The following is a 19172-nucleotide window of genomic DNA, read 5'->3' on the forward strand; positions in this document are numbered from 1 at the left end:
CTGCGTCGAAAGCGAAAGGCGTTTCATAAGCACATCTACCACTCATATGAGGTCTGCATCATGAACAACGTCAATCTTCCCCTGAGCGGCCAGGTCGCCCTGGTCACCGGCGGATCGCGCAGCATCGGCGCGGCTATTGCCAAGCGCCTAGCGGCCGACGGAGCCAGCGTCGCTATTACGTACAACGCCTCGCCAGCCAAGGCCGAGGCGCTGGTCGGCGAAATAGTTGCTGCTGGCGGAAGGGCGATGGCGATTGCCGCCGATGCGGGAGACCCTCAGGCGGTGCGCGATGCGGTACAGCGGGTCGCCAGCACTTTCGGTCGGCTGGATATCCTGGTTAACAACGCGGGCATTAGTGTGCTGGGCGCCCCGGAGGAGATCGCTTTCGAAGACTTCCAGCGCATCCTCGCGGTGAATGTGACCGGCGTGTTCGTTGCTACTCAGGAGGCGCTTAAACATATAGGGAGCGGCGGTCGCATCATTCATATCGGCAGTTCAATGGTGCAGTACGCTGCCTTTGCCACCGCCTCGGCCTACACCCTGACCAAGGGCGCACTGGCCGGCTTTAGCCGCGGACTGGTGCGTGACCTCGGCCCGCGCGGCATTACGGTCAACACAGTGCATCCCGGCCCGACTGAGAGCGACATGAATCCGGCAGATGGCCCTGTGGCCGATTTCGTTCGCCCCAATATCGCGGTCGGCCGCTACGGGGAGGGCCGTGACATCGCCGCTGCCGTGGCCTGGTTAGCTAGCCCGGAGGCGGCCTTTGTTAGCGGCGCCGAGCTGCTGGTCGATGGCGGTTTCACCGCTTAAGGAGAAACAGACATGAAGATTGGAATCATCGGCGCTGGCGCCATAGGCAGTACCATTGCACGCATCTTGAGTAAGGCAGGTATCGAGGTCGCAATCGCCAATAGCCGTGGGCCGGAGAGCCTGCAGGGTCTGGCTGACGAACTGGGGCCGAAAGTCAGACCGGTAAGCCGGGAGCAAGCCGCACAGTCGGACATCGTTTTTCTCGCGGTGAACTGGTCGAAAATTCCCGACGCGCTGGAGAATCTGCCTGCCTGGAACGGACGCATCGTGGTCGATACCAACAACCCCATCGAGGCGCCGACCTTTCGCCCCTTCGATCTGGGCGGGCAGAGTTCGAGTGAGGTGGTCGCACGAATGGTCTCTGGCGCGCGCCTGGTCAAGGCCTTTAACCACCTTGCTCCGGCACTGTTGAGCCTCGATCCACAGGTCGAAAGTGGTCGAAGGGTGTTGTTCTATTCCGGCGAGGATGCTGAGGCTAAGGCCAATGTAGGGGCACTGATTGAGCGACTGGGCTTCGCTGGCATTGATCTGGGAGGCCTAAGCGAAGGACGGCTGGCGCAATTTCCTGAAGGGCCATTACCCACACTCAATCTAGTGAAGCACAGCTAATCCCAATAGGCGGGCGTCCCAGCCGTCCGCCTTTGGCCGATCCTGTCGAAAAGTAGCTTCTTTGTCTGGCCAGAGAGGAAGCACGCAGTATCTCTCAACTACGCACCGTCCAAAGCTGATCCAGCCGGGTGGTGTAGCTCTGGCTCATCAGCTCGCGCCGCATGGCCCAGCCGGGTTGAGCCGTAATACGCGCAGGGCGGAGCATGCCTTTGCCGAACTTGAGGTTGATGGTATCCATGGTACTCATGAGCCGGTCGGCCCCAGCTGACTGCTCGGGCTGGAACAGGTCCATGGAGTACTCGCCACGTTGCTTGAGGTCCATGAGCAAGATCTCGGATTTCGCATAGCCATAGCCTTCGCGATAGATGTGCTTTAGCCCGTGCAGGGCGTATTTCACAAGCACGCGGGTGTCATCGGTGGGGTAGGGCAGGTTCAGGATGACTCCATTGGAGTAACGCTCCTCTGGCGGGCCGTGCATACCCGTCTGGATGCCTACACGCATCACCTGGCAGAGCGACTGCTGCGCCCTGAGCTTTTCCGCTGCCCTTGCCGTATAGCAGGCCACGGACTCCGCCACGGCTGAAAACAGGTACAGGCGCTGGCCAAACATCCGGGACGTGCAGATCATCTGCTTGGGGGGCGCAACTTCCTCTAGATCGATGCACGAGATACCGCGCAGTTCGCGTACCGTCTTTTCCAACACGACGCTAAACATCTTGCGGATCGACCAGGCGTCGTACTGGGCGAGGTGCCATGCCTTCTCGATGCCCAGCATGTTGAGTTTTTCAGTAAGTCTTCGCCCTACGCCCCAGACATCACCCACATCGATATGCTGCAGGGCTCGATTACGTCTGTCCGGTTCTCTCAGGTCCAGTACACCGCCTGTAGACTTGTACCAGCGTTTGGCCGCATGGTTAGCCAGTTTGGCCAGTGTCTTGGTGTTGGCAATGCCCACACCTACCGGGATACCCGTGCATTTGAGGACATGCTCCTTGATCATGCGGCCCATCGCTTCAGGCGAACCTGGAATACCGGTGAGATCGGCAAAGGCCTCGTCGATGCTGTATACCTCCAGACGTGGCACCAGCGACTCTATACAAGTCATGACCCGCGCGGAAAGGTCGCCGTAGAGTGCATAGTTGGAGCTGAACGCGCGCGCACCCAGGCGCTTGAGGTCATCCCTGATTTGGAAGTAGGGCGCTCCTATTTTGATACCCAGCTTCTTTGCCAGTGAGCAACGCGCAATAACGCACCCGTCGTTATTGCTTAAGACGACAATCGGAGTGTGCTTGAGGTCTGGCCGGAATACCCGCTCGCATGAGGCATAGAAGCTATTGCAGTCGATCAGCGCAAAGATAGTCTCATCAAACATGGCCACGATGCGTCCGCAGACTGCACCGCACAACGCCCCACACCTCAAGGTCGTCGCCTTCAAGGATCAGCCGGGGCTGGTAGAGAGGGTTATCGGAGAGAAGCGCCAGCGTTTCGCCAACTCTGCCAAGTCGCTTGACTACAGGCTCGCCATTGATGGCGGCAATGATCACGTCACCCTGTACTGCATCAGCGGATCGATCAACGACCAGCAGGTCACCATCGTGAATTCCACTCCCAATCATGCTGTCGCCGTGCGCACGCACCAGGTAGGTATGGGGCGCCTGGATCTCAAGCAAGTGGTCCAGCGATATGCGTTCCTCTATATGATCCTGGGCGGGGCTGGGAAAGCCTGCCGGAACGCGATACCCATAAAGCGGGAGGGTTAAATCCGTGGCCGAAAGCGGGCCTAAAATGGTGATGGAATGGGTTTGCATGACGACATCCGAGCGACATGGTTGTGTGTATTTTTATACAGCATGGCCATGCATACAGTTCCCGTCAATGTTTCACCCCGTGCAAAAGAGCACAGCGAGCATGCCTCGTTGAGCGAGAAAACGTGTATTTAGACGAGGTACGCTGGAGTATCCAAACAAATGCCATCTAAATGGCATCATCTATTGAAAGGAATAATCTTCCAGCTTGAGGGCAAAATCAGGTGGTTGAGTGTAGTCGTTAGGTGTAGCGAATAGGCGGTATAGTCGTTTAAGTCCTTCTGCCTATTTATCTCTACACCCAGACGATAGCTGCTCGCTGTTACCGCTGGGGTACACCTTAAGGACTACATAAAAATACCTATCAATTAACAAGATGAAAGCTCTGATATAAGCTCACTCGTTTACGAAAGCTACCGCATAAAGATCATGGTGGAGAAGTCATTGGAACCAGTACAAGTGATCAATCCTGACCTTTTCCTGGAAACCGAGGCTGGTCGCGTATGGACACCAGAACGAAGTAAAAGAGCTTGGGCCGATAGTTTTGAAGCGCTTGAGCAGTCTCTTTCAGACGCAGATAAATCTAGTACGCGTTTATTGATAGTGTGCGGCTTACAAGGAGCAGGTAAATCTCAATGGATCAGAGACTACGCGAAGGACTACGCACCATGTGTTTGTTTTGACGCGGCCTTGCCCGGCGCACGTCATCGTAAGCCTATTCTCGACATGGCTAATAAACATGGGCTTGAGACTCTTGCTGTATGGATAGATACGCCTATCGAAATAGCAAAGCAGCGTAACCTTACAAGACAACTATACAAGCGAGTGCCAGACGAGAGCATAGAAAGTGTGGCCCGTTTATTCGAACCCCCACAGCGTAACGAAGGCTTTTCAGAAGTAATCCGGATCGTGGCCACCATGTAGCTGCTGGGATGAGCCCTACTAACTACACAAAAATAGCTATAACTTGGCCAAACGCTAGTAGAAAAGACTAGCTAGGATAGGGGGGGTATTCGGTCTTATGAAAGCAAGGCAGTTTGTATATCACCGAATTTCACTACTTCAGTAGGTCGTACCGCCTCATTGAGTTCTCTACGCCAATATCCTACGTCATGCCATCGGTCGTGCTTGAATCCTACTTCTGGATAGGTACCGATGTGCTTAAAGCCCAGCGCCTCATGAAGGCCGACACTCGCGTTATTAGGTAGGGCAATGCCAGCATAGGCAGCATGAAATCCTTGCTCTGTAAGGATAGGTAGTAAGCCTTGGTAGAGGGATCGCCCTATTCCTTGTCTATGCGCTGTTGGGTCTATATAGACCGTAACATCAACAGACCAGCGATACGCTTCTCTGGCCCGATGTTGGCTTGCGTAGGCATAGCCAATAACCCTACCGTTTTGCTCTGCCACCAGATAAGGGTAGGTCGATAAGGTGGTTTCAATCCTATTCGCCATCTCTTGAACTGTCGGAGGTACAAGCTCAAAAGAAATGGCGGTATTCAAAACCATAGGAGCATAGATTGCCTGGATGGCTGAAGCGTCATCTGGTACAGCTACCCTTACTTTGCAGCTCATGCTTTGTCCTTACAGTTATCTAATAGTCTCCACGGCTGAATGAAATGCCGTTTGCACAAGCGCCGTCGACACGTCTATCCAAGCCCTTATTCATTATTAACCTCGCATTGTTTTATAAACCAGAACGGCGATTCCTGTCGTTACCCTCTTAGAGGGGCTGTTCAGGCACTGTAGTCGCTGAGGTATACCTCAGCGACTACACGTCAGAATTCACCCTAATGTTCGTCCGGCGAAGCCTTCTACAGATAGCCAATTATTTTTGGCGGCGTCCAAAGGGGCAATATCCATAAACTGAGTAAAACAGATCTGAATCCAGTATCCATTGTTTATCTGTTGCCTCCTTGTATAGCCAAAACAGTTGCAAACGTCTAAGGTTATGTGCATGCAAAGTACTAGTAGACCGACCGATTAGTGAGATAGCATCGTCGACATGAGCATTTCAAAGAAACGTGAAACATCCGATGTCCGTCAGGGAATACTTGATGTAGGCCAGAGAATCATGGCCGCCAAAGGGTATTCGGCTGTAGGTCTGAATGAGATTCTGGCAGCTGCTGGCGTGCCAAAAGGGTCTTTTTATCATTACTTTGATTCCAAGGACTCTTTTGGCGAAGCACTATTAGAAAGTTATTTTCAGACCTATCTGGAGGAGCTCGACCAAATACTTAACCAGCCCGGCCTGACCATGGCACAGCGGCTGATGAACTATTGGGAGGTATGGCAGGAAAGCCAATCCTTTATGGATTGCCAGGGAAAGTGTCTGGCCGTCAAGTTGGGGGTTGAGGTAGCCGACCTTTCAGAAGCTATGCGCTCTGTACTTAAGCGTGGTACATCAGGCATCACCGATCGCCTCGCGCAAGCCCTGGAGACGGGTGTCGCAGAGGGATCTCTGAAAGTTTCCAATGATCCTTATGTGGTTGCGCAAAGCCTGTATCAGTTGTGGGTGGGTGCCAGTGTCATGGTTAAGATCTCTAGAAATACCCAACCGTTTGAGATGGCCTTGACGACCACGCGGCAGATTCTCAACCTGACCTGATATTGCCTACGGGCCAGGCATCATCCATACATCGTTCACCCTTGCTTCGCATTCCGCCAGCAAGCGGTACCCATTGCTAATACGGCCTCTGCTGGCAACCGAGCAAAGGCCCTATTAACAAGCTCCCCTTCAAACGCTCTTAATGAATGATCCGTTAGAAGATCAGCATTGAAAATTTCTTCAGGTGAATAAGAGCGGAGCGACGCAGGATGCTATCCACCCAACACCCATAGTGCAAAGATGCACGAAGCATAGTGCAGACACCTATACAAAAATAATTTAAAAACTACTAGACGACTGGTCTACTCGAGGATATGGTAAGCACACATTAGCTCACCCCACAAAGGAACACAGTGATGAAAATACGTACCCAACTGGCCGCATTTATATCCTCGTTGGCATTTGTGGCACATGCAGGTGTCGCTGCTGCGCAGGACACCACTGCAAGCAGCCCTGCGAAAACCGTTGTGCTGGTACATGGAGCGTTTGCAGACGGTTCGTCCTGGAATAAGGTAATCCCACTGCTTCAACAGGCTGGATTAAAAGTTGTCGCGGTGCAAAACCCGCTTGACTCCCTGGAAGGCGATGTGGCGTTTACCAATCGTGCCATCGCAGACGCCGAAGGTCCTGTCGTGCTGGTGGGGCATTCCTGGGGAGGCGCGGTGATTACGGATGCTGGCGTGAACGATAAGGTTCACTCGCTCGTCTATGTAGCAGCTTTTGCACCTGCCGAAGGTCAGTCGGCTCTTGATACCGCCAAAGGCTATCCGCAGAGTCCAGGCCAGTCATCTTTCGTTAAAGACCAAGCCGGTTACGTCAAAGTCAGCAATGAAGGCGTCGCCAAGTATTTCGCTCCAGATCTGCCACAGCCTGAGCAGGCGCTCGTCGCCGCAACCCAGGGAGCCTTGAATAGCCGCGCACTGAGTGAACCCGTCAAGCACGTGGCCTGGCATACCGTTCCCTCCTTTGCTGTAGTAGCTCGTAACGATGCCATCATTTCACCTCAACAGCAGCTGGATCAGGCCAAGCGTATGCATGCTGTCTCGGTGGAAGTGCCGTCGAGTCATGTAGCGATGCTGTCTCACCCTCAGGAAGTAGCAGAATTGATCATCAAGGCTGCGAAGTAATTTCAATTTGCTCAGTTTATAGACGACCGGTCTATTTAAAATCCAACCCCTAATCCCGATTCGAACAGAAACAGGAAAATCAAATGAAAATTCTCATGGTTTTGACCTCACATGACACCCTTGGAAATACTGGCCGTAAAACTGGGTTCTGGCTCGAAGAACTCGCGGCTCCTTACTATGCCTTCCTGGACGCCAAGGCAGAAATCGTCTTGGCCTCGCCCAGGGGTGGCCAACCTCCGCTAGATCCAAAGAGCAACGAGCCCTCCTTCCAGACTGATCTGACCCGCCGTTTCGAAGCCGATACTGTAGCAACAGCATTACTGGCTAACACCGTGCGGCTGGACAGCGTTTCGGAAGGCGATTTTGACGCTGTGTTCTATCCAGGCGGCCATGGCCCACTATGGGATCTGGCTGAAGACCCTAACTCGATCCAGTTGATTGAATCATTCCTTGCTGCGGGCAAACCTACTGCCCTCGTTTGCCACGCTCCTGGCGTCCTCCGCCATGTGAAAAAGCCAGATGGAACTCCGTTGGTCGAAGGCAAGAATGTCACCGGTTTTACCAACACTGAGGAAGAGGCCGTAGGCCTGACCCACGTAGTGCCCTTCTTGGTTGAGGATGTGCTCAAAGCCAACGGCGGGCTGTACTCCAAAGGCGACGATTGGGCCTCCTACGTAGTCAGTGATGGTCTGCTGATCACGGGGCAGAACCCCACTTCATCCAGCGAAGCCGCAAAGGTTCTCGTTGAGAAGCTGAACCAGAAGAATGTGTAAGCTCGCTATCGGTGGGAGGCATTAGTGGTCCACCCAGGGCCTGAAAGAATACTTGAACCTTAAGTACATCAGGCCTTGCTGTTTGTAATCGAACATTTAGCAGCTGACGCAAGAAGGAACTGAATCATGGAACACGGCTCACTGTTTGAACCGACCACATTGGGTCCTTATACCCTAAAAAATCGTATTGTCATGCCGCCACTCACTCGCCAGCGCAGTGGCCAGCCCGGCGATGTGCCGACAGCGCTCATGGCTACCTACTACCAACAACGAGCCAGCGCCGGATTCATCATCAGCGAAGGTACTCAGATCGAACCGCGAGGTAAGGGCTATGCCTGGACACCTGGCATTTACAGCCAGGCGCAGATTGACGGATGGCGCAAGGTGACCAACGCCGTGCATGCTGAAGGTGGGGTGATCTTTGCTCAACTCTGGCATGTCGGCCGCGTTTCCCATACCGCATTACAACCAGACAATGCAGCGCCGATTGCGCCCTCGGCAATCCAGGCACAAAAGGTGAAAGCCTTTATCGAAACCGGCCCAGGTGCCGGTATCCTGGTTGAGCCTTCCGAGCCTCGCGAGCTGACCGTCACTGAAATCAAGGGATTAATTGAGCTATACGCCCAAGCGGCGCGCAATGCATTAAGCGCTGGCTTTGATGGCCTTGAAATCCACTCGGCCAATGGCTATCTGGTCAACCAGTTCATTTCAGCACACGCCAATCAGCGCAACGATAAGTATGGTGGTTCGCTGAACAACCGCCTGCGTTTCCTGAGGGAGGTAGTGCAGGCCGTGAGCGCAGTCGTAGGTCCTGATCGCGTCGGCGTGCGGTTCACGCCCCTGTTCACCAGTACCAGCGAAGACCGTGTCTACATTGGCTTTGTGGAGGAAGATCCGCATCAGACCTACATAGAGGCCATCAAGGTGCTCGAGGAGGTAGGCATCGCTTATCTGTCGATCGCCGAGGCCGACTGGCCAAATGCTCCTGATCTACCGGAAGCGTTCCGGCGCGAGGTAAGACATACATTCAGTGGCCGCATCCTTTATGCCGGCCTGTATACCGCAGATCGCGCTGCACGTATTGTCGAGGCAGGCCTTGCTGACCTCATAGCTTTTGGTCGCCCCTTTATCGCCAATCCCGACTTGCCCCAGCGCATTGCCAATGGCTGGCCGTTGAATGCACTGAATCCTGCCACCCTGTATGGCGGTGGCGAACAAGGGTTTACAGATTATCCGCTGTACTCCCCAGCGGAATTTGAAGTTAAGAAAGAGGTGTTGTCATGAATAAAGGTAAAGACAAACTTGATGAGGTTGTGGCCAAGGTCATCGCACTGAAAGGTATCGCCAAGGGTTACACGCTTGATGTCACCAATAAACATCAAGTGGAAACAAAGGAGAATAAACAGCCCGCTTACCGGTGCCGGATCTCGCCAACGTCACTTATCGGATCTAGTTTCGCTCAGGATTCTCGCAGCATCCCGCGCCGGGGGCAGGCCAAATACCCGTGCATAATCCCGCGTGAATTGCGTGGCGCTTTCATAGCCCACCTCAAACGCGGCGGCCGTGACGCTTTTAGCACTGGCGACCATGAGCGTTCGGGCCTGGAGCAGGCGAACCCGTTTCTGGTACTGCAATGGGCTTAGCGTAGTGACGGCTTTGAAATGCCGGTGAAACGCCGAGACGCTCATGGCCGCTTTTTGCGCCAGGCTTTCCACTCTGATGGGTTCAGCAAAGTCGCGTCGAATCCACTGAATGGCCAGGTTCACGCGTGCCATAGCGGTATCTGGTGCGGCGATCTCTCGCAACATCCAGCCATGCGGGCCTTGTAAAACGCGAAATAGTATCTCGCGCTCGTACGCAGGAGCGAGCGCAGCAATAGCATCTGGGTTGCCCATGAGCCGAAGCATGCGCACCCAGGCATCCATCAGTTCTGGCGTGACGGCCGCCACCGAAAAGCCGGGGTCGTTTTCATACCGCCCCATAGGCTTCGGAAGGTCAGCCAGCAAAGTAGCGAGCACTGTCGGGTCTAGCGTTAGGCTAACGGCTAGATAGGGTTCGCCGGTTTCAGCGGCGTGGACAACCCCTACTGCAGGCAAGTCGATAGACATGACGAAGTACGTCGCAGGGTCATACCGAAGGGTGCGGTCGCCCACCGTCATCGTTTTGCTGCCTTGCAGAATCAGGTTGACCATCGGGTCGTAGACGGCTGCCAGCATGTGCTCGGGAATCTTGCCCTGAACCATGGCCACTCGAGGGATGCCTGTCTCGGTGCGGCGATTTTCGGCCTTGGCCGTTAAGGTGCGCAGTTCATTCAGTTGATTTTTCATGATGGGAATATTGACCGCTAGCCGATGAGCCACACAAGGGAAAAGCAGAAACAGGCAAGTTTGAGGTAGGAACGGCTACGCCAGCGTGGTGGTGCGTCGTTACTGTTGTGACTCATTTCAACGACAGCGGAGCATCACATGAGCGTTATCGTTATCACCGGCGGCAGCCGTGGGATCGGTGCCACTACGGCACGGCACATTGCCCAGCGAGGCACGGGTGTCATCCTGACCTACAACAGCAATGCTCAAGCGGCGGCAGAAGTCGTAGGCAGTATCGAGCAGGCTGGCGGTAAAGCCGCTGCGCTCGAACTCGATGTCGGCCAAGTGGGCAGTTTCGAAGCGTTTCGAGAAGCGGTCGTGATGACCTTAAGGGACGTCTGGGGCATCAGCACGCTTGCTGGCTTGGTCAACAATGCGGGGTATGGCCTGTTCAACCCATTGCAGACGGTCAGCGAAGCACAGTTCGACGGTTTGTTCAATGTTCACCTGAAAGGTCCGTTCTTCCTGACCCAGGCACTTCTGCCGTTGCTGGAAGAAAACGCCAGTATCGTCAACCTGACCAGCGCCACCACCCGAGTGGCCACTGCCGGGGTGGCGCCATATGCGGCGTTTAAAGGTGGGCTGGAGGTGCTTACGCGCTATATGGCCAAGGAGTTCGGTGATCGGCGTATACGGGCCAACGCAGTTTCACCTGGAGCAATCCGGACCGAATTGGGCGGGGGGCTCAACGATGAGTTCGAAGCACTGCTGGCAGCGCAAACGGCGCTGGACAGGGTGGGCGAGCCTGAAGATGTGGCGCGCGTCATTGCTATGCTGTTGTCCGAAGACGGCGCATGGATCAATGCCCAGACCATCGAAGTGGCGAGCGGCTACACCATTTGAACAAGCGAGGGCTTTGACATGCTGGACCATATCTTTCTGTCGGTCAGTGACATCAAACGCTCCATCCGCTTCTACGAAGCGGCCCTGACGCCGCTAGGCATTACCGCGCGTCTGGACTACGACGGCAAGGATGGTCCGCCAGGCCATCCTGATCTCAAAGGCTTCGGCGCTAATGGCCGGATGTTCTTCTGGCTGCGCGAGGGTGTGGTCGAGGGGCGAGCGGCTCATGTAGGTTTCGTGGCAAGCAGCAAGGCCGAAGTAGAGGCCGCCTATGCTGCCGCGATGAGTCAGGGCGCTGTCGACAATGGCGCGCCGGGTGCCCGGCTGCATTACGACCCGAATTACTATGCTGCGAACGTGCTGGACCCGGATGGTTACAGTGTGGAGTTCGTCTACAAAAGTTGGCAGCACGCGCAATGAAGACATTAATGATCTATGGCGCGACGGGTTACACCGGGCGAATGGCCGCCGAGCGCGCGAAAGGGCTCGGTCTCAATATCGAAATAGCCGGGCGTAATAATGATCGGCTCGCGCATCTGGCGGCGCAGCTGAATGTCCCTTACCGCGTATTTGCAGCAGAGGCTCAGGCCGCAGAGGCGCTGGATGGCGTAGGCGTGTTGTTGAACTTTGCTGGCCCCTTCGCGCAAACCGCCGAGCACCTGATGCGAGCGTGCATTAAGGCTGGCGTCGACTACCTGGACATCACGGCCGAGATCAATGTCTATCGTCTTGCAGAACGGCTGGGTGCTCAAGCTGCCGAGGCGGGCGTGATGCTTCTGCCTGGTGTCGGCTGGGACGTTGTCCCCACGGACTGCCTGGCCATGCATGTGGCTCAGCGGGTAGCGAGCCCCCGCGCGCTGAGCATTGCGTTACAGGTGCCTGGGTCCATGTCGCGTGGTTCGGCGATGAGCGTCAGCGAAATCATCGGAGCAGGTCTGCTTGCGCGGATCAACGGTGAACTGCTTGCAACGTCTGATGCACAGCCACGACAGTTTGATTTCGGTGAAGGGCCCGTGACGTGTCAACCGTTGTCTTTCGGTGATCTGGTGACGGGTTGGCATTCGACAGGCATTCCAAACATCACGATGTTCGTGCATATCTCAGGCGACGCCTTTCCCGAGGGCGACGTATCACAACTGCCTGATGGTCCCAGTGCCTATGAGCGGGACGCCCATCGGGCTCGCGCGGTGGCAGAAGTCATAGCATCGGATGGAAGCATTGCACGATCCATGATCGAGACGGTTAACGGTTACTCCTACACGCCATTGGCTGCCATCGAAGCGGCGCGCCGTGTGTTGAGCGGTGAGCGCAAGCCGGGTTTTGAAACGCCTGCACGCATTTTCGGTGGTGGATTTGCCGAGAGCATTGCCGGAACGACCATCACTGATCGCTGAGTTCCCATGGGAAGTGGCAATGCGGCGTTGCTCAGGGGTTCGTAGCGCTGTCGCTAGCCTCGAATTCAAGGGAAATCAGCTTGCCGGCAAGCTGCGCCGCTTCCACCAAGCGCATGGAAGACATGCCACTGCATGCCGCCGCCGACAGGCCCCGCAGGGTGATAAGCACGTAGTCAGCCAGGACCTGAGCGGCGTCCGGGCGAACCTGGTCAAGGTAACGGCGGACGGCCTGGATTCCGGCGTCGCTCAGTTTCTCGGCCATGTTGCGGGCGGTAGGATCGTCCGCCCGCATGCCCTCGGTGATCAGGCAGCCACGCAAAGTCCGGTCTCGTCCGTACTGGCGAGCAGCGGCAACCAGCAGTGCGGTCAGCGCTTCTGCGGGTGGTTGACCCGATCCCAGCAGCTTGTCCATAGGCAGCGCGTTTTCATCGGCGTAGCGATGCATCGCACGCTCGAACAGCTCGGCCTTGCTGCCATAAGCGGCGTAAAAGCTCGGCGGCTTGATGTTCATGGCCTCTGTCAGGTCGGTCAGGCTGACTGCATCGAAGCCGCGCTGATGAAACAGCGCCTGTGCGATGGCTATTCCTTGCTCGCGGTCGAAGGCGGGGCGGCGCTGACGGGGTTTTTCGTTCATGGCGATCTCGTACAGTCGATGTGATTAATGTAGCGATCACTAAAAGAGATTTCAATCGAGGATTGCTAGGCAAGTTTTGTAGCAGTCACTAAATAAGTTGCGCCTGGTTATTTACCTATGTAGTGTTCACTATATATTCACTCTCACAGGTATTTCTCATGCTTTTTGAAAACAAGGTGGTTCTGGTCACTGGCGGTTCTTCGGGCCTCGGCTTCGCCATTGCTGAAGCGTTCGCCAGTCAGGGCGCCAGGCTGGTCATCACCGGGCGTCACCAGCTTCCGCTCGACGAAGCAGTTAAAAAGCTCGGGGACAACGCCTCCGCCGTCTGCGCGGACATTTCGAACCCTGCCGAGCTGGCCGAGCTGTTCAGCCACATCAGCGCGGTGCATGGCCGGGTCGATGTGTTGATCGCCAATGCCGGGACGGGTGAAATCGAGCCCTTGGGCGCGATCACCGAAGCAGGCTTTGATCGGCTCTTTACGACCAATGTCAAAGGCACAACCTTTACCGTTCAAGGCGCGCTGCCGTTGATGGGTAAGGGGAGCAGCGTTGTCATCATTGGCTCTACCGCCTCGATAAACCCCGGTCCTGGTTTGAGTGTCTACGGAGCCACCAAGGCCGCGCTCCGCTCGCTGGTGCGCAGCTGGATTCTGGATGTCAAAGGCTCTGGTGTACGCATCAACCTGCTCAGCCCCGGCCCCGTGGACACCCCGTCTCTGCGCAATGTGCTTGGTGAGAATGCTCAGGAGGTGATCAATGCACTCAGCGAGAAGAGCACTCTCGGTCGGATCGGCCAGGCACACGAGATCGGTCAGGCTGCGCTCTTCCTGGCGAGCGATGCATCGAGCTATGTCAATGGAGCTGAGTTGTTTGCTGACGGTGGTGCATCTCAGGTTTAAAACGAGCACAGAGTGACCTTGCTCTGCCAATGGCGTGCTCTACCATCCTGTCAATCATTCGACGTTTTATGGAGATACTTAATGAGCAACTTCGTTGGGTCGGTAATCGATCATGTAGGACTCGGTGTTTCAGATATCTCGCATGCTAAAGCCTTTTACGAAGCCGCGCTCAGGCCACTTGAAATTGAGTTGCTGATGACTATCGAGGCCAATCCACCGGGTTCGGCACCTCGACGACTGGGGTTCGGCTCTGAAGGAAAACCGTTTTTTTGGTTGCATGCTGCGCCTGTCCCCAGTCACGGGGCGCACATAGCTCTGATTGCGCAGAGTCGTGAGGCAGTCGATGCGTTCTATGCGGTCGCCATAGCAGCTGGCGGAAAGGATAATGGAGCGCCTGGCATCCGACCCCATTACCACTCCAATTATTACGCGGCGTATTTACTAGGCCCTGACGGAGTGAACCTGGAGGCTGTTTGCCAAGTTGCACCTTGATCTTCGAGGTTCGCATCAGCGCCATCTGGGAACTGCTACGACATTCATTCAAATGCGCTGGCCTCCGATCCCATTCATCCGGGCCGGAACAGCAAGAACAGATCCAGTAATGTCTGTAGCAACTAATAATTCTTCTAAGTTTACGACTGCTTTTGGCTGATAGGTGTAATTCAGGGCTTTGTAGTCATCAGGGTATACCCCATTGACTAGATCTCTAGTTGAGCTGGATTTACTTCAGCGAAGCTATGTAACTAGCATGACAGGGGCAGACTAGCCCCTATTACCATGGCTTAATTAGCCGGCGGCTAACATCTCGCGAATCTTGGTCGCCAGTGCATCAATGGCAAAGGGCTTGGTAATGATTTCCATATCATTAGCCAAATAGTTGCGAGCCCCTGATCCCTCAGCATAACCCGTGGCAAACAACACCTTGAGGGTAGGACGATATTGTCTGGCCAGATCAGCCAGCTGGCGGCCATTAAGCCCCGGCAGTCCTACATCCGAGATCATCAGATCGATACGCTGCGGGCTTTCCAGCACCGGAAGCGCCTCTTTAGCATCTGCAGCCTCGATGGCCCTATAGCCTAACTCATCTAGTACTTCGACTATGAGCGCACGAACAACCGGCTCGTCTTCTACCACCAGCACAGTTTCACCCAGGCCCCGAGGTACAGCTCTTTCTGCTCCAACCTCAGTAGTATCTACGTCCTCGGTATGGCAGGGCAGATAAAGGCAAACCCGCGTTCCCTTACCCACTACGCCGTGCTGGCCCTGGTTATTGGCTTTGGGAGTGAGGTTTTTGCCAGAGCCGTCTGCGCTTTGTGGGTACTGGCCGTGGTAGGCCCCGGCCTCACCCTGAGCCGATTATTCACTATATGGCAGGCCTTTATAGTGAGTATTGGAGTGGTCTTAGTGCCAGCATTGATACTCCTGTATTTCGCTTACGGGATACGAGAATACACGCCGGGCCTTGAGTCCAGCCTTGGCCTGACCGTAGCGGCAGCAGCGTTTCTGCTGATCCTGTCCGAAGCTCTGAGGTGGCTAGTGGGCAAAGCATCAGGAGTCACTTTAAGCACTTTTTCAAGGGTCTACCACGAAGGTAACCAGTCATGATCCTAGCAGCCCGAAACGGAAACCTCATCGCAACCTCATTAATTCGCGAGACCGATGAGTGCTGGGTTCTCCAGATCCGTGACAACAAGCGAATCCTTGAGGTCAGCAAAACTGACAACCACTGCCGCGCCTTCAATGATATGGCTGATGCGCTTGAGTGGGCTGGCGATTCTGAGCTTGCAGCTGAGTTTCGTTGATGCTGCGTGTTTTGAATGGTGACTGCCTCGCCGGATGACAGGACCTTGCATAGCGCATTTCCCATGAGACGCTGGTTTTGGACTACAGCTAGACGAGAATTGCAATGAGGGCCCCAAACATGACCATTATCACGCTCAAGCCTTCCAGTCCCGCTGCCATTCCTGAGGCGTGGCGAGGCCCGGCATGTGCAATGTTTGACTTGCAAATGGCAGAGCGGTTGGACGCGCAGCACTATGACAAGGCCGCTCGGCTTGCATCTATGTTGGCGCACTACGACGAAATGTCATTCGAGCCTTCGAAGCGCGAACAGGCAATCCTTGATGCTCAAAGGCAGACCATTGAAGAAGCCCAGCAGTGGGTGCGTGAGAATGTCTTGTTGAATCCTCTGATCAAGAAGCTGATGTATGAAACGGTCAGGGATCTAGGGCAAGAAACGGGCGATCCAGAAGCTGATAAAGCCCGGCGTGACTACCTCGCAGAAATGGAATCATCGAACTAGGAAAACGACAATGACGTTTGCAGGCAGCACAAACATGATCACTGGCAGCTTCGTTCTGGGACTACCGTTTCTGTGGTTTGAGCACCCGCTAGAGAGGCTCGGCCAAGTTGGTTTCTACTCCTTGGCTACAGCGATGCTTCTCCTTGCTTTCACTGGTTTCACGCTCTGGGCAATTGAGCGCAAATAGTTAAAGGAAAACGCAATGGGCCTCTACAAACATGTGCATTAGTGATTGTCGGCACTGCGATTGGTGTTTGGCTTGAACTACCCACCATTTTGAATAGGAAAAAAGATGCCTGCTATCCCTCGCTTCCTGCCAGACAACATCACCGTCCCAGGCTACGATGCCTATCAGGTCAGGATCGTGCGAGGTGACTACGAATATTCTGCCACATTCGCCTGGTCGCGATTCGTCAGCAAAGAAAAGGCGCTGCGTGCGGCAGTAAACTGGCGAGACCAGATGCTTGCGAAACTGCCCAATGCTGGGAATGGACGTGGTAGCTTCCGCACTTCCCCAATGGCGCACAAACGTAGCGTCGGGCGCGTCGGAATCACCCGCTATCTGAAAAAGGATCGCCGCCGCCTCGGCTGTCCAGTTTATGTGGTGTACGGGGTTAATTGGACAGATGACCAAGGCAGAAAACGTGTAAAGCAGTTCCAAGTAGGCCGCATGGGCACTTTCGAGTGGCATCAGGAGTTGCATGCCTCGCTTACCGCTGAGGCCTTTCGAACCGAATGGGAGTTTTGCCGCAGTAGCGGGCAGGTCTTTGAGCCTGATTCTTACCACCGCTGGACAGAGGTGGAGCTGTATCCATTCTTGCCAGCGACTGATCAAGAAAATTAACCATGGATCAACAGACGAACTTCGCTGCATACCACTGGCCCTTCAACGCTCACCAGTCAAGCGATCGAGGCTCTACGGACGGCCTACCAAAAGGCGACTGATTACGGGCAGATGGTCGCTTGAGTCGGCTCCCTGCTTCCTGGGCGGATGCTATTGAATAATGTGTCTCCCAAGCTGAATAGTTAGAGGAAACCCACCATGTCGTTCGTATTTTTGCCCTCACCGCACTTCGTCAATCACGGCGCCGAGAGGGCTGATCGCCTTCCTGATGCAGATACGGCTGAAGATATTGCCGCGCTTCGCAAATACTATCCAGAGCTAGCAGAGTGGGGCAGCTTGGCGCTTGATGTCGCGTGGGGAAGCTACTGCCAGCAGGTCAACATGATTTCCTGGGAGCCTGTTTCTGAGCGAGACGAAGACTTCCTCAATTTCTGCTGCTGGGAGCAGACCCGAGGTGAATTTCCGTGGGGGAACGACAGGCGTGAACTTGCTCAAGCGAATAATTGGAAATGTTAGTCGTTGGGGCAATTAGTACCTGGCCGGGCATCGATATTTTTACAACAGAGGCGTCTCGCGCGCGATGGATTGGCGTGCCGATTTATGTTGCTAGTTTCGTACTCATACAGCGTACCTGGGTGGTCGCATATTGGTCGATCAAACGCGCTCTTCCACTCCGCAATTAAGTTTGAGGAAAACCGCCTATGACCCTCAATGAGCTGTTCCATATCGCCCAACAAGGCGGCAACTCACCAGAGCGCGTTTCTTCTGATAAGCGCGAGGCGTTCGTATACATGGACGTAACGTCCGCCGAATACCGTAAGAAGGCTGCGAAATTTTCTCGCTATTCAAGGTAGAAGAGGTTCGAATGAGTACGAATTTATCTTGTAGTACAGAAGGATTCCTTCAACGATATCGGTTGACTGCCTCTGTAGGCTCAAACGGCCCTATGGGCGAGTGGGGTGCTATGGCTGTACGCGTGGCCGTACAGGTTTTAAACCAGACTGCTGTTAACATCGATTCGGCCAATGTTCGCTGCATGCTTGAATCACATTTCAAGAGCGCCGATCTGGATATGCTTGATCACGGCTTAAGGCAGGAAGTCGAATCTATCGTGAATAGCAATCCCGCCTGGTATGACGTCTTGATCACGGAGCCTATGGCAGTTCTTCATTACATGACGGCGCAAAGGGAATAGGCGCAGATGCCTAATAAGGAGATCTGCGCTTCCCTTTATTTAAATGCTGGCCTGTAGTCAGCGCCTATGACTCGCTCCTCTTGTATTCATTGAGCACCGAACTGATTAGCACCACAAGCTCAGCTGCTGTAACTTCAGTGCGCTTCCCCTGAGTAGATCCGCGAAGTGCATCTATACGCGACCTGGTTGTGGGCAAACCATGAGCGGTCATGGCCTCGGCTATCTCCCTGGCGTCCCAGCCATCATGCCTAAGCAGTAATAACAAGGACTTTACGACATCGCGTAGATCGCATTCAGGTTCGTCGTGATCAGGCCATGGGAGGCCCTTGAGGGTTTGTGGCTGAGCGCTGGCCAACATCTCCCCGTCCTTTTTGAGCATTGCGATGCCTCCGTGCTGGGCTGCATTGCGATCACGCCCAGCACGGTTCCATGCAGCCTGAGCCATGGGTGGCCAGTCAGTTTCACATTGCAATTCGTCATTCAGATAAATGCTATACCGCGCCATGTTCATCCACTCTGGAAGCTAGCCGTGCTCGATAGCCAAGGGATTCTCTAGTTTCCTTGATGCAGGCTTCAACCAGATCGCGGCGGTTGTGGTTGAGCCAATGCATTGCTTTGCGTTGAGCGCTCTCGAAGCTGTGAAAAAAAGGCCTCACAGCCCATTTACTCAGGTCTCTGTGGGTGCGGAGCTTTTCCGCTGATTTGCGCTCAATCCAGACCTCTCCGTCGTACTCAACCTGAAAGCCTGTGCAGCCGACAGGTATTGACTGGCCCGGTAGCAGCGGTTCGGTTGAAAAGCCCTGCAGGGTCCAGGGTATCAACCAGACAGCCCAGCGCTGCGATGCCTTGTCGTACTGGATTTCCAGAAAGGAAAAGAGATGGTCCTTCAAATCTGTTGAATTATTTTTTTACACACCATGGTGCGACCTATTGCTTACAAAAAACTGCATGTAGTACTTTG

Annotated in this window: 25 protein-coding genes and 1 pseudogene; 18 read left to right on the forward strand and 8 right to left on the reverse strand. The window is 54.6% G+C overall.

The window, feature by feature from the left end; genetic code table 11:
• The first annotated feature begins 60 nt into the window (after positions 1-60).
• Entirely contained in the window at positions 61-813 is a 753-nt protein-coding gene (locus EAW52_RS24470; protein WP_122044449.1) for a 3-oxoacyl-ACP reductase family protein, read from the forward strand.
• Positions 814-825: 12 nt separating this feature from the next.
• Positions 826-1422: an NADPH-dependent F420 reductase gene (locus EAW52_RS24475; RefSeq protein ID WP_122044450.1), complete on the forward strand. Its 597-nt coding sequence runs from the start codon at positions 826-828 to the stop codon at positions 1420-1422.
• A gap of 94 nt (positions 1423-1516) precedes the next feature.
• Here the strand turns inward: EAW52_RS24475 and umuC are convergent, their stop codons facing one another.
• Complete coding sequence (gene umuC, locus EAW52_RS24480) at positions 1517-2794, reverse strand: translesion error-prone DNA polymerase V subunit UmuC (protein ID WP_122044451.1); 1278 nt, start codon at positions 2792-2794, stop codon at positions 1517-1519.
• Positions 2787-3230: a LexA family transcriptional regulator gene (locus EAW52_RS24485; RefSeq protein ID WP_122044452.1), complete on the reverse strand. Its 444-nt coding sequence runs from the start codon at positions 3228-3230 to the stop codon at positions 2787-2789. The genes umuC and EAW52_RS24485 overlap by 8 nt, the downstream gene beginning before the upstream one ends.
• 441 nt (positions 3231-3671) lie before the next feature.
• Here EAW52_RS24485 and EAW52_RS24490 point away from each other — a divergent pair, with 441 nt between their 5' ends.
• Complete coding sequence (locus EAW52_RS24490; RefSeq protein ID WP_122044909.1) at positions 3672-4151, forward strand: AAA family ATPase; 480 nt, start codon at positions 3672-3674, stop codon at positions 4149-4151.
• Between the two features lie 95 nt (positions 4152-4246).
• On the opposite strand, the gene EAW52_RS24495 is transcribed toward EAW52_RS24490, so the two are convergent.
• Entirely contained in the window at positions 4247-4801 is a 555-nt protein-coding gene (locus EAW52_RS24495; protein ID WP_122044453.1) for an arsinothricin resistance N-acetyltransferase ArsN1 family B, read from the reverse strand.
• Positions 4802-5231: 430 nt separating this feature from the next.
• Between EAW52_RS24495 and EAW52_RS24500 the strand changes: the two genes are divergently transcribed.
• The 4 genes from EAW52_RS24500 to EAW52_RS24515 all read left to right on the forward strand — a co-directional run bounded on the left by EAW52_RS24500 (position 5232) and on the right by EAW52_RS24515 (position 9018).
• On the forward strand, positions 5232-5834 hold the full coding sequence (locus EAW52_RS24500) for a TetR/AcrR family transcriptional regulator (protein ID WP_122044280.1): 603 nt from the start codon (positions 5232-5234) through the stop codon (positions 5832-5834).
• A 356-nt stretch (positions 5835-6190) separates the two neighbouring features.
• Positions 6191-6961: an alpha/beta fold hydrolase gene (locus tag EAW52_RS24505; RefSeq protein ID WP_122044454.1), complete on the forward strand. Its 771-nt coding sequence runs from the start codon at positions 6191-6193 to the stop codon at positions 6959-6961.
• 83 nt (positions 6962-7044) lie between these two features.
• Positions 7045-7734, forward strand: coding sequence for a type 1 glutamine amidotransferase domain-containing protein (locus tag EAW52_RS24510; RefSeq protein WP_122044455.1), 690 nt, complete (start codon positions 7045-7047; stop codon positions 7732-7734).
• Positions 7735-7860: 126 nt separating this feature from the next.
• Complete coding sequence (locus EAW52_RS24515) at positions 7861-9018, forward strand: alkene reductase (RefSeq protein WP_122044456.1); 1158 nt, start codon at positions 7861-7863, stop codon at positions 9016-9018.
• 152 nt (positions 9019-9170) lie between these two features.
• Here EAW52_RS24515 and EAW52_RS24520 read toward each other — a convergent pair whose 3' ends face one another.
• Positions 9171-10061, reverse strand: a complete 891-nt coding sequence (locus tag EAW52_RS24520) for an AraC family transcriptional regulator (protein ID WP_122044457.1) — start codon at positions 10059-10061, stop codon at positions 9171-9173.
• 138 nt (positions 10062-10199) lie between these two features.
• Here EAW52_RS24520 and EAW52_RS24525 point away from each other — a divergent pair, with 138 nt between their 5' ends.
• From EAW52_RS24525 to EAW52_RS24535, 3 genes are read left to right on the forward strand one after another with little or no spacing between them, the layout of a single operon-like run.
• A complete protein-coding gene (locus EAW52_RS24525; protein WP_122044458.1) occupies positions 10200-10943 on the forward strand; it encodes an SDR family NAD(P)-dependent oxidoreductase in 744 nt (247 codons plus the stop codon).
• A gap of 18 nt (positions 10944-10961) precedes the next feature.
• Complete coding sequence (locus EAW52_RS24530) at positions 10962-11363, forward strand: VOC family protein (RefSeq protein ID WP_122044459.1); 402 nt, start codon at positions 10962-10964, stop codon at positions 11361-11363.
• Positions 11360-12337, forward strand: coding sequence for a trans-acting enoyl reductase family protein (locus EAW52_RS24535; protein WP_122044460.1), 978 nt, complete (start codon positions 11360-11362; stop codon positions 12335-12337). The genes EAW52_RS24530 and EAW52_RS24535 overlap by 4 nt, the downstream gene beginning before the upstream one ends.
• 31 nt (positions 12338-12368) lie before the next feature.
• Here the strand turns inward: EAW52_RS24535 and EAW52_RS24540 are convergent, their stop codons facing one another.
• Positions 12369-12971 (reverse strand): TetR/AcrR family transcriptional regulator, encoded by a 603-nt coding sequence (locus EAW52_RS24540; RefSeq protein ID WP_122044461.1) that lies wholly within the window; start codon positions 12969-12971, stop codon positions 12369-12371.
• A 158-nt stretch (positions 12972-13129) separates the two neighbouring features.
• Between EAW52_RS24540 and EAW52_RS24545 the strand changes: the two genes are divergently transcribed.
• Positions 13130-13870: an SDR family NAD(P)-dependent oxidoreductase gene (locus EAW52_RS24545; protein WP_122044462.1), complete on the forward strand. Its 741-nt coding sequence runs from the start codon at positions 13130-13132 to the stop codon at positions 13868-13870.
• Between the two features lie 81 nt (positions 13871-13951).
• Positions 13952-14362 carry a VOC family protein gene (locus EAW52_RS24550; protein ID WP_122044463.1) on the forward strand — a complete coding sequence of 137 codons (411 nt, stop codon included), beginning with the start codon at positions 13952-13954 and terminating at the stop codon, positions 14360-14362.
• 294 nt (positions 14363-14656) lie between these two features.
• On the opposite strand, the pseudogene EAW52_RS24555 reads toward EAW52_RS24550, so the two are convergent.
• Positions 14657-15115, reverse strand: a pseudogene (locus EAW52_RS24555) (response regulator); the annotation flags it as partial.
• 356 nt (positions 15116-15471) lie between these two features.
• Here EAW52_RS24555 and EAW52_RS24565 point away from each other — a divergent pair.
• From EAW52_RS24565 to EAW52_RS24585, 6 genes are all read left to right on the forward strand, one after another.
• Positions 15472-15672 (forward strand): hypothetical protein, encoded by a 201-nt coding sequence (locus EAW52_RS24565; protein WP_122044466.1) that lies wholly within the window; start codon positions 15472-15474, stop codon positions 15670-15672.
• Between the two features lie 119 nt (positions 15673-15791).
• Positions 15792-16172 carry a hypothetical protein gene (locus EAW52_RS24570; protein WP_122044467.1) on the forward strand — a complete coding sequence of 127 codons (381 nt, stop codon included), beginning with the start codon at positions 15792-15794 and terminating at the stop codon, positions 16170-16172.
• A 292-nt stretch (positions 16173-16464) separates the two neighbouring features.
• Entirely contained in the window at positions 16465-17016 is a 552-nt protein-coding gene (locus EAW52_RS24575; RefSeq protein ID WP_122044468.1) for a hypothetical protein, read from the forward strand.
• Between the two features lie 198 nt (positions 17017-17214).
• Entirely contained in the window at positions 17215-17532 is a 318-nt protein-coding gene (locus tag EAW52_RS24580; RefSeq protein ID WP_122044469.1) for a hypothetical protein, read from the forward strand.
• A gap of 185 nt (positions 17533-17717) precedes the next feature.
• Complete coding sequence (locus EAW52_RS26100) at positions 17718-17870, forward strand: hypothetical protein (protein ID WP_162997717.1); 153 nt, start codon at positions 17718-17720, stop codon at positions 17868-17870.
• 62 nt (positions 17871-17932) lie between these two features.
• Complete coding sequence (locus EAW52_RS24585; protein WP_162997718.1) at positions 17933-18211, forward strand: hypothetical protein; 279 nt, start codon at positions 17933-17935, stop codon at positions 18209-18211.
• A 64-nt stretch (positions 18212-18275) separates the two neighbouring features.
• Here the strand turns inward: EAW52_RS24585 and EAW52_RS24590 are convergent, their stop codons facing one another.
• Positions 18276-18716: a hypothetical protein gene (locus EAW52_RS24590; protein WP_122044471.1), complete on the reverse strand. Its 441-nt coding sequence runs from the start codon at positions 18714-18716 to the stop codon at positions 18276-18278.
• Positions 18703-19101 (reverse strand): hypothetical protein, encoded by a 399-nt coding sequence (locus tag EAW52_RS24595; RefSeq protein ID WP_122044472.1) that lies wholly within the window; start codon positions 19099-19101, stop codon positions 18703-18705. Before EAW52_RS24595 ends, EAW52_RS24590 begins: the two co-directional genes overlap by 14 nt.
• Between the last annotated feature and the right edge of the window lie 71 nt (positions 19102-19172).

This window comes from Pseudomonas sp. LTJR-52 (assembly GCF_003691465.1).
GTDB classification, from domain to species: Bacteria; Pseudomonadota; Gammaproteobacteria; order Pseudomonadales; family Pseudomonadaceae; genus Chryseomonas; species Chryseomonas luteola.

What these genes read in the sequence shown, in the direction of transcription:
- EAW52_RS24495 (WP_122044453.1), bottom strand. Translation starts at nt 4,801, where the DNA reads ATGAGCTGCAAAGTAAGGGTAGCTGTACCAGATGACGCTTCAGCCATC.
- EAW52_RS24500 (WP_122044280.1), top strand. Translation starts at nt 5,232, where the DNA reads ATGAGCATTTCAAAGAAACGTGAAACATCCGATGTCCGTCAGGGAATA.
- EAW52_RS24535 (WP_122044460.1), top strand. Translation starts at nt 11,360, where the DNA reads ATGAAGACATTAATGATCTATGGCGCGACGGGTTACACCGGGCGAATG.
- EAW52_RS24475 (WP_122044450.1), top strand. Translation starts at nt 826, where the DNA reads ATGAAGATTGGAATCATCGGCGCTGGCGCCATAGGCAGTACCATTGCA.
- EAW52_RS24575 (WP_122044468.1), top strand. Translation starts at nt 16,465, where the DNA reads ATGCCTGCTATCCCTCGCTTCCTGCCAGACAACATCACCGTCCCAGGC.
- EAW52_RS24530 (WP_122044459.1), top strand. Translation starts at nt 10,962, where the DNA reads ATGCTGGACCATATCTTTCTGTCGGTCAGTGACATCAAACGCTCCATC.
- EAW52_RS24570 (WP_122044467.1), top strand. Translation starts at nt 15,792, where the DNA reads ATGACCATTATCACGCTCAAGCCTTCCAGTCCCGCTGCCATTCCTGAG.
- EAW52_RS24485 (WP_122044452.1), bottom strand. Translation starts at nt 3,230, where the DNA reads ATGCAAACCCATTCCATCACCATTTTAGGCCCGCTTTCGGCCACGGAT.
- EAW52_RS24590 (WP_122044471.1), bottom strand. Translation starts at nt 18,716, where the DNA reads ATGGCGCGGTATAGCATTTATCTGAATGACGAATTGCAATGTGAAACT.
- EAW52_RS24505 (WP_122044454.1), top strand. Translation starts at nt 6,191, where the DNA reads ATGAAAATACGTACCCAACTGGCCGCATTTATATCCTCGTTGGCATTT.
- EAW52_RS24580 (WP_122044469.1), top strand. Translation starts at nt 17,215, where the DNA reads ATGTCGTTCGTATTTTTGCCCTCACCGCACTTCGTCAATCACGGCGCC.
- EAW52_RS24470 (WP_122044449.1), top strand. Translation starts at nt 61, where the DNA reads ATGAACAACGTCAATCTTCCCCTGAGCGGCCAGGTCGCCCTGGTCACC.
- umuC (WP_122044451.1), bottom strand. Translation starts at nt 2,794, where the DNA reads ATGTTTGATGAGACTATCTTTGCGCTGATCGACTGCAATAGCTTCTAT.
- EAW52_RS24515 (WP_122044456.1), top strand. Translation starts at nt 7,861, where the DNA reads ATGGAACACGGCTCACTGTTTGAACCGACCACATTGGGTCCTTATACC.
- EAW52_RS24545 (WP_122044462.1), top strand. Translation starts at nt 13,130, where the DNA reads ATGCTTTTTGAAAACAAGGTGGTTCTGGTCACTGGCGGTTCTTCGGGC.
- EAW52_RS24540 (WP_122044461.1), bottom strand. Translation starts at nt 12,971, where the DNA reads ATGAACGAAAAACCCCGTCAGCGCCGCCCCGCCTTCGACCGCGAGCAA.
- EAW52_RS24525 (WP_122044458.1), top strand. Translation starts at nt 10,200, where the DNA reads ATGAGCGTTATCGTTATCACCGGCGGCAGCCGTGGGATCGGTGCCACT.
- EAW52_RS24510 (WP_122044455.1), top strand. Translation starts at nt 7,045, where the DNA reads ATGAAAATTCTCATGGTTTTGACCTCACATGACACCCTTGGAAATACT.
- EAW52_RS24520 (WP_122044457.1), bottom strand. Translation starts at nt 10,061, where the DNA reads ATGAAAAATCAACTGAATGAACTGCGCACCTTAACGGCCAAGGCCGAA.
- EAW52_RS26100 (WP_162997717.1), top strand. Translation starts at nt 17,718, where the DNA reads ATGACCCTCAATGAGCTGTTCCATATCGCCCAACAAGGCGGCAACTCA.
- EAW52_RS24550 (WP_122044463.1), top strand. Translation starts at nt 13,952, where the DNA reads ATGAGCAACTTCGTTGGGTCGGTAATCGATCATGTAGGACTCGGTGTT.
- EAW52_RS24565 (WP_122044466.1), top strand. Translation starts at nt 15,472, where the DNA reads ATGATCCTAGCAGCCCGAAACGGAAACCTCATCGCAACCTCATTAATT.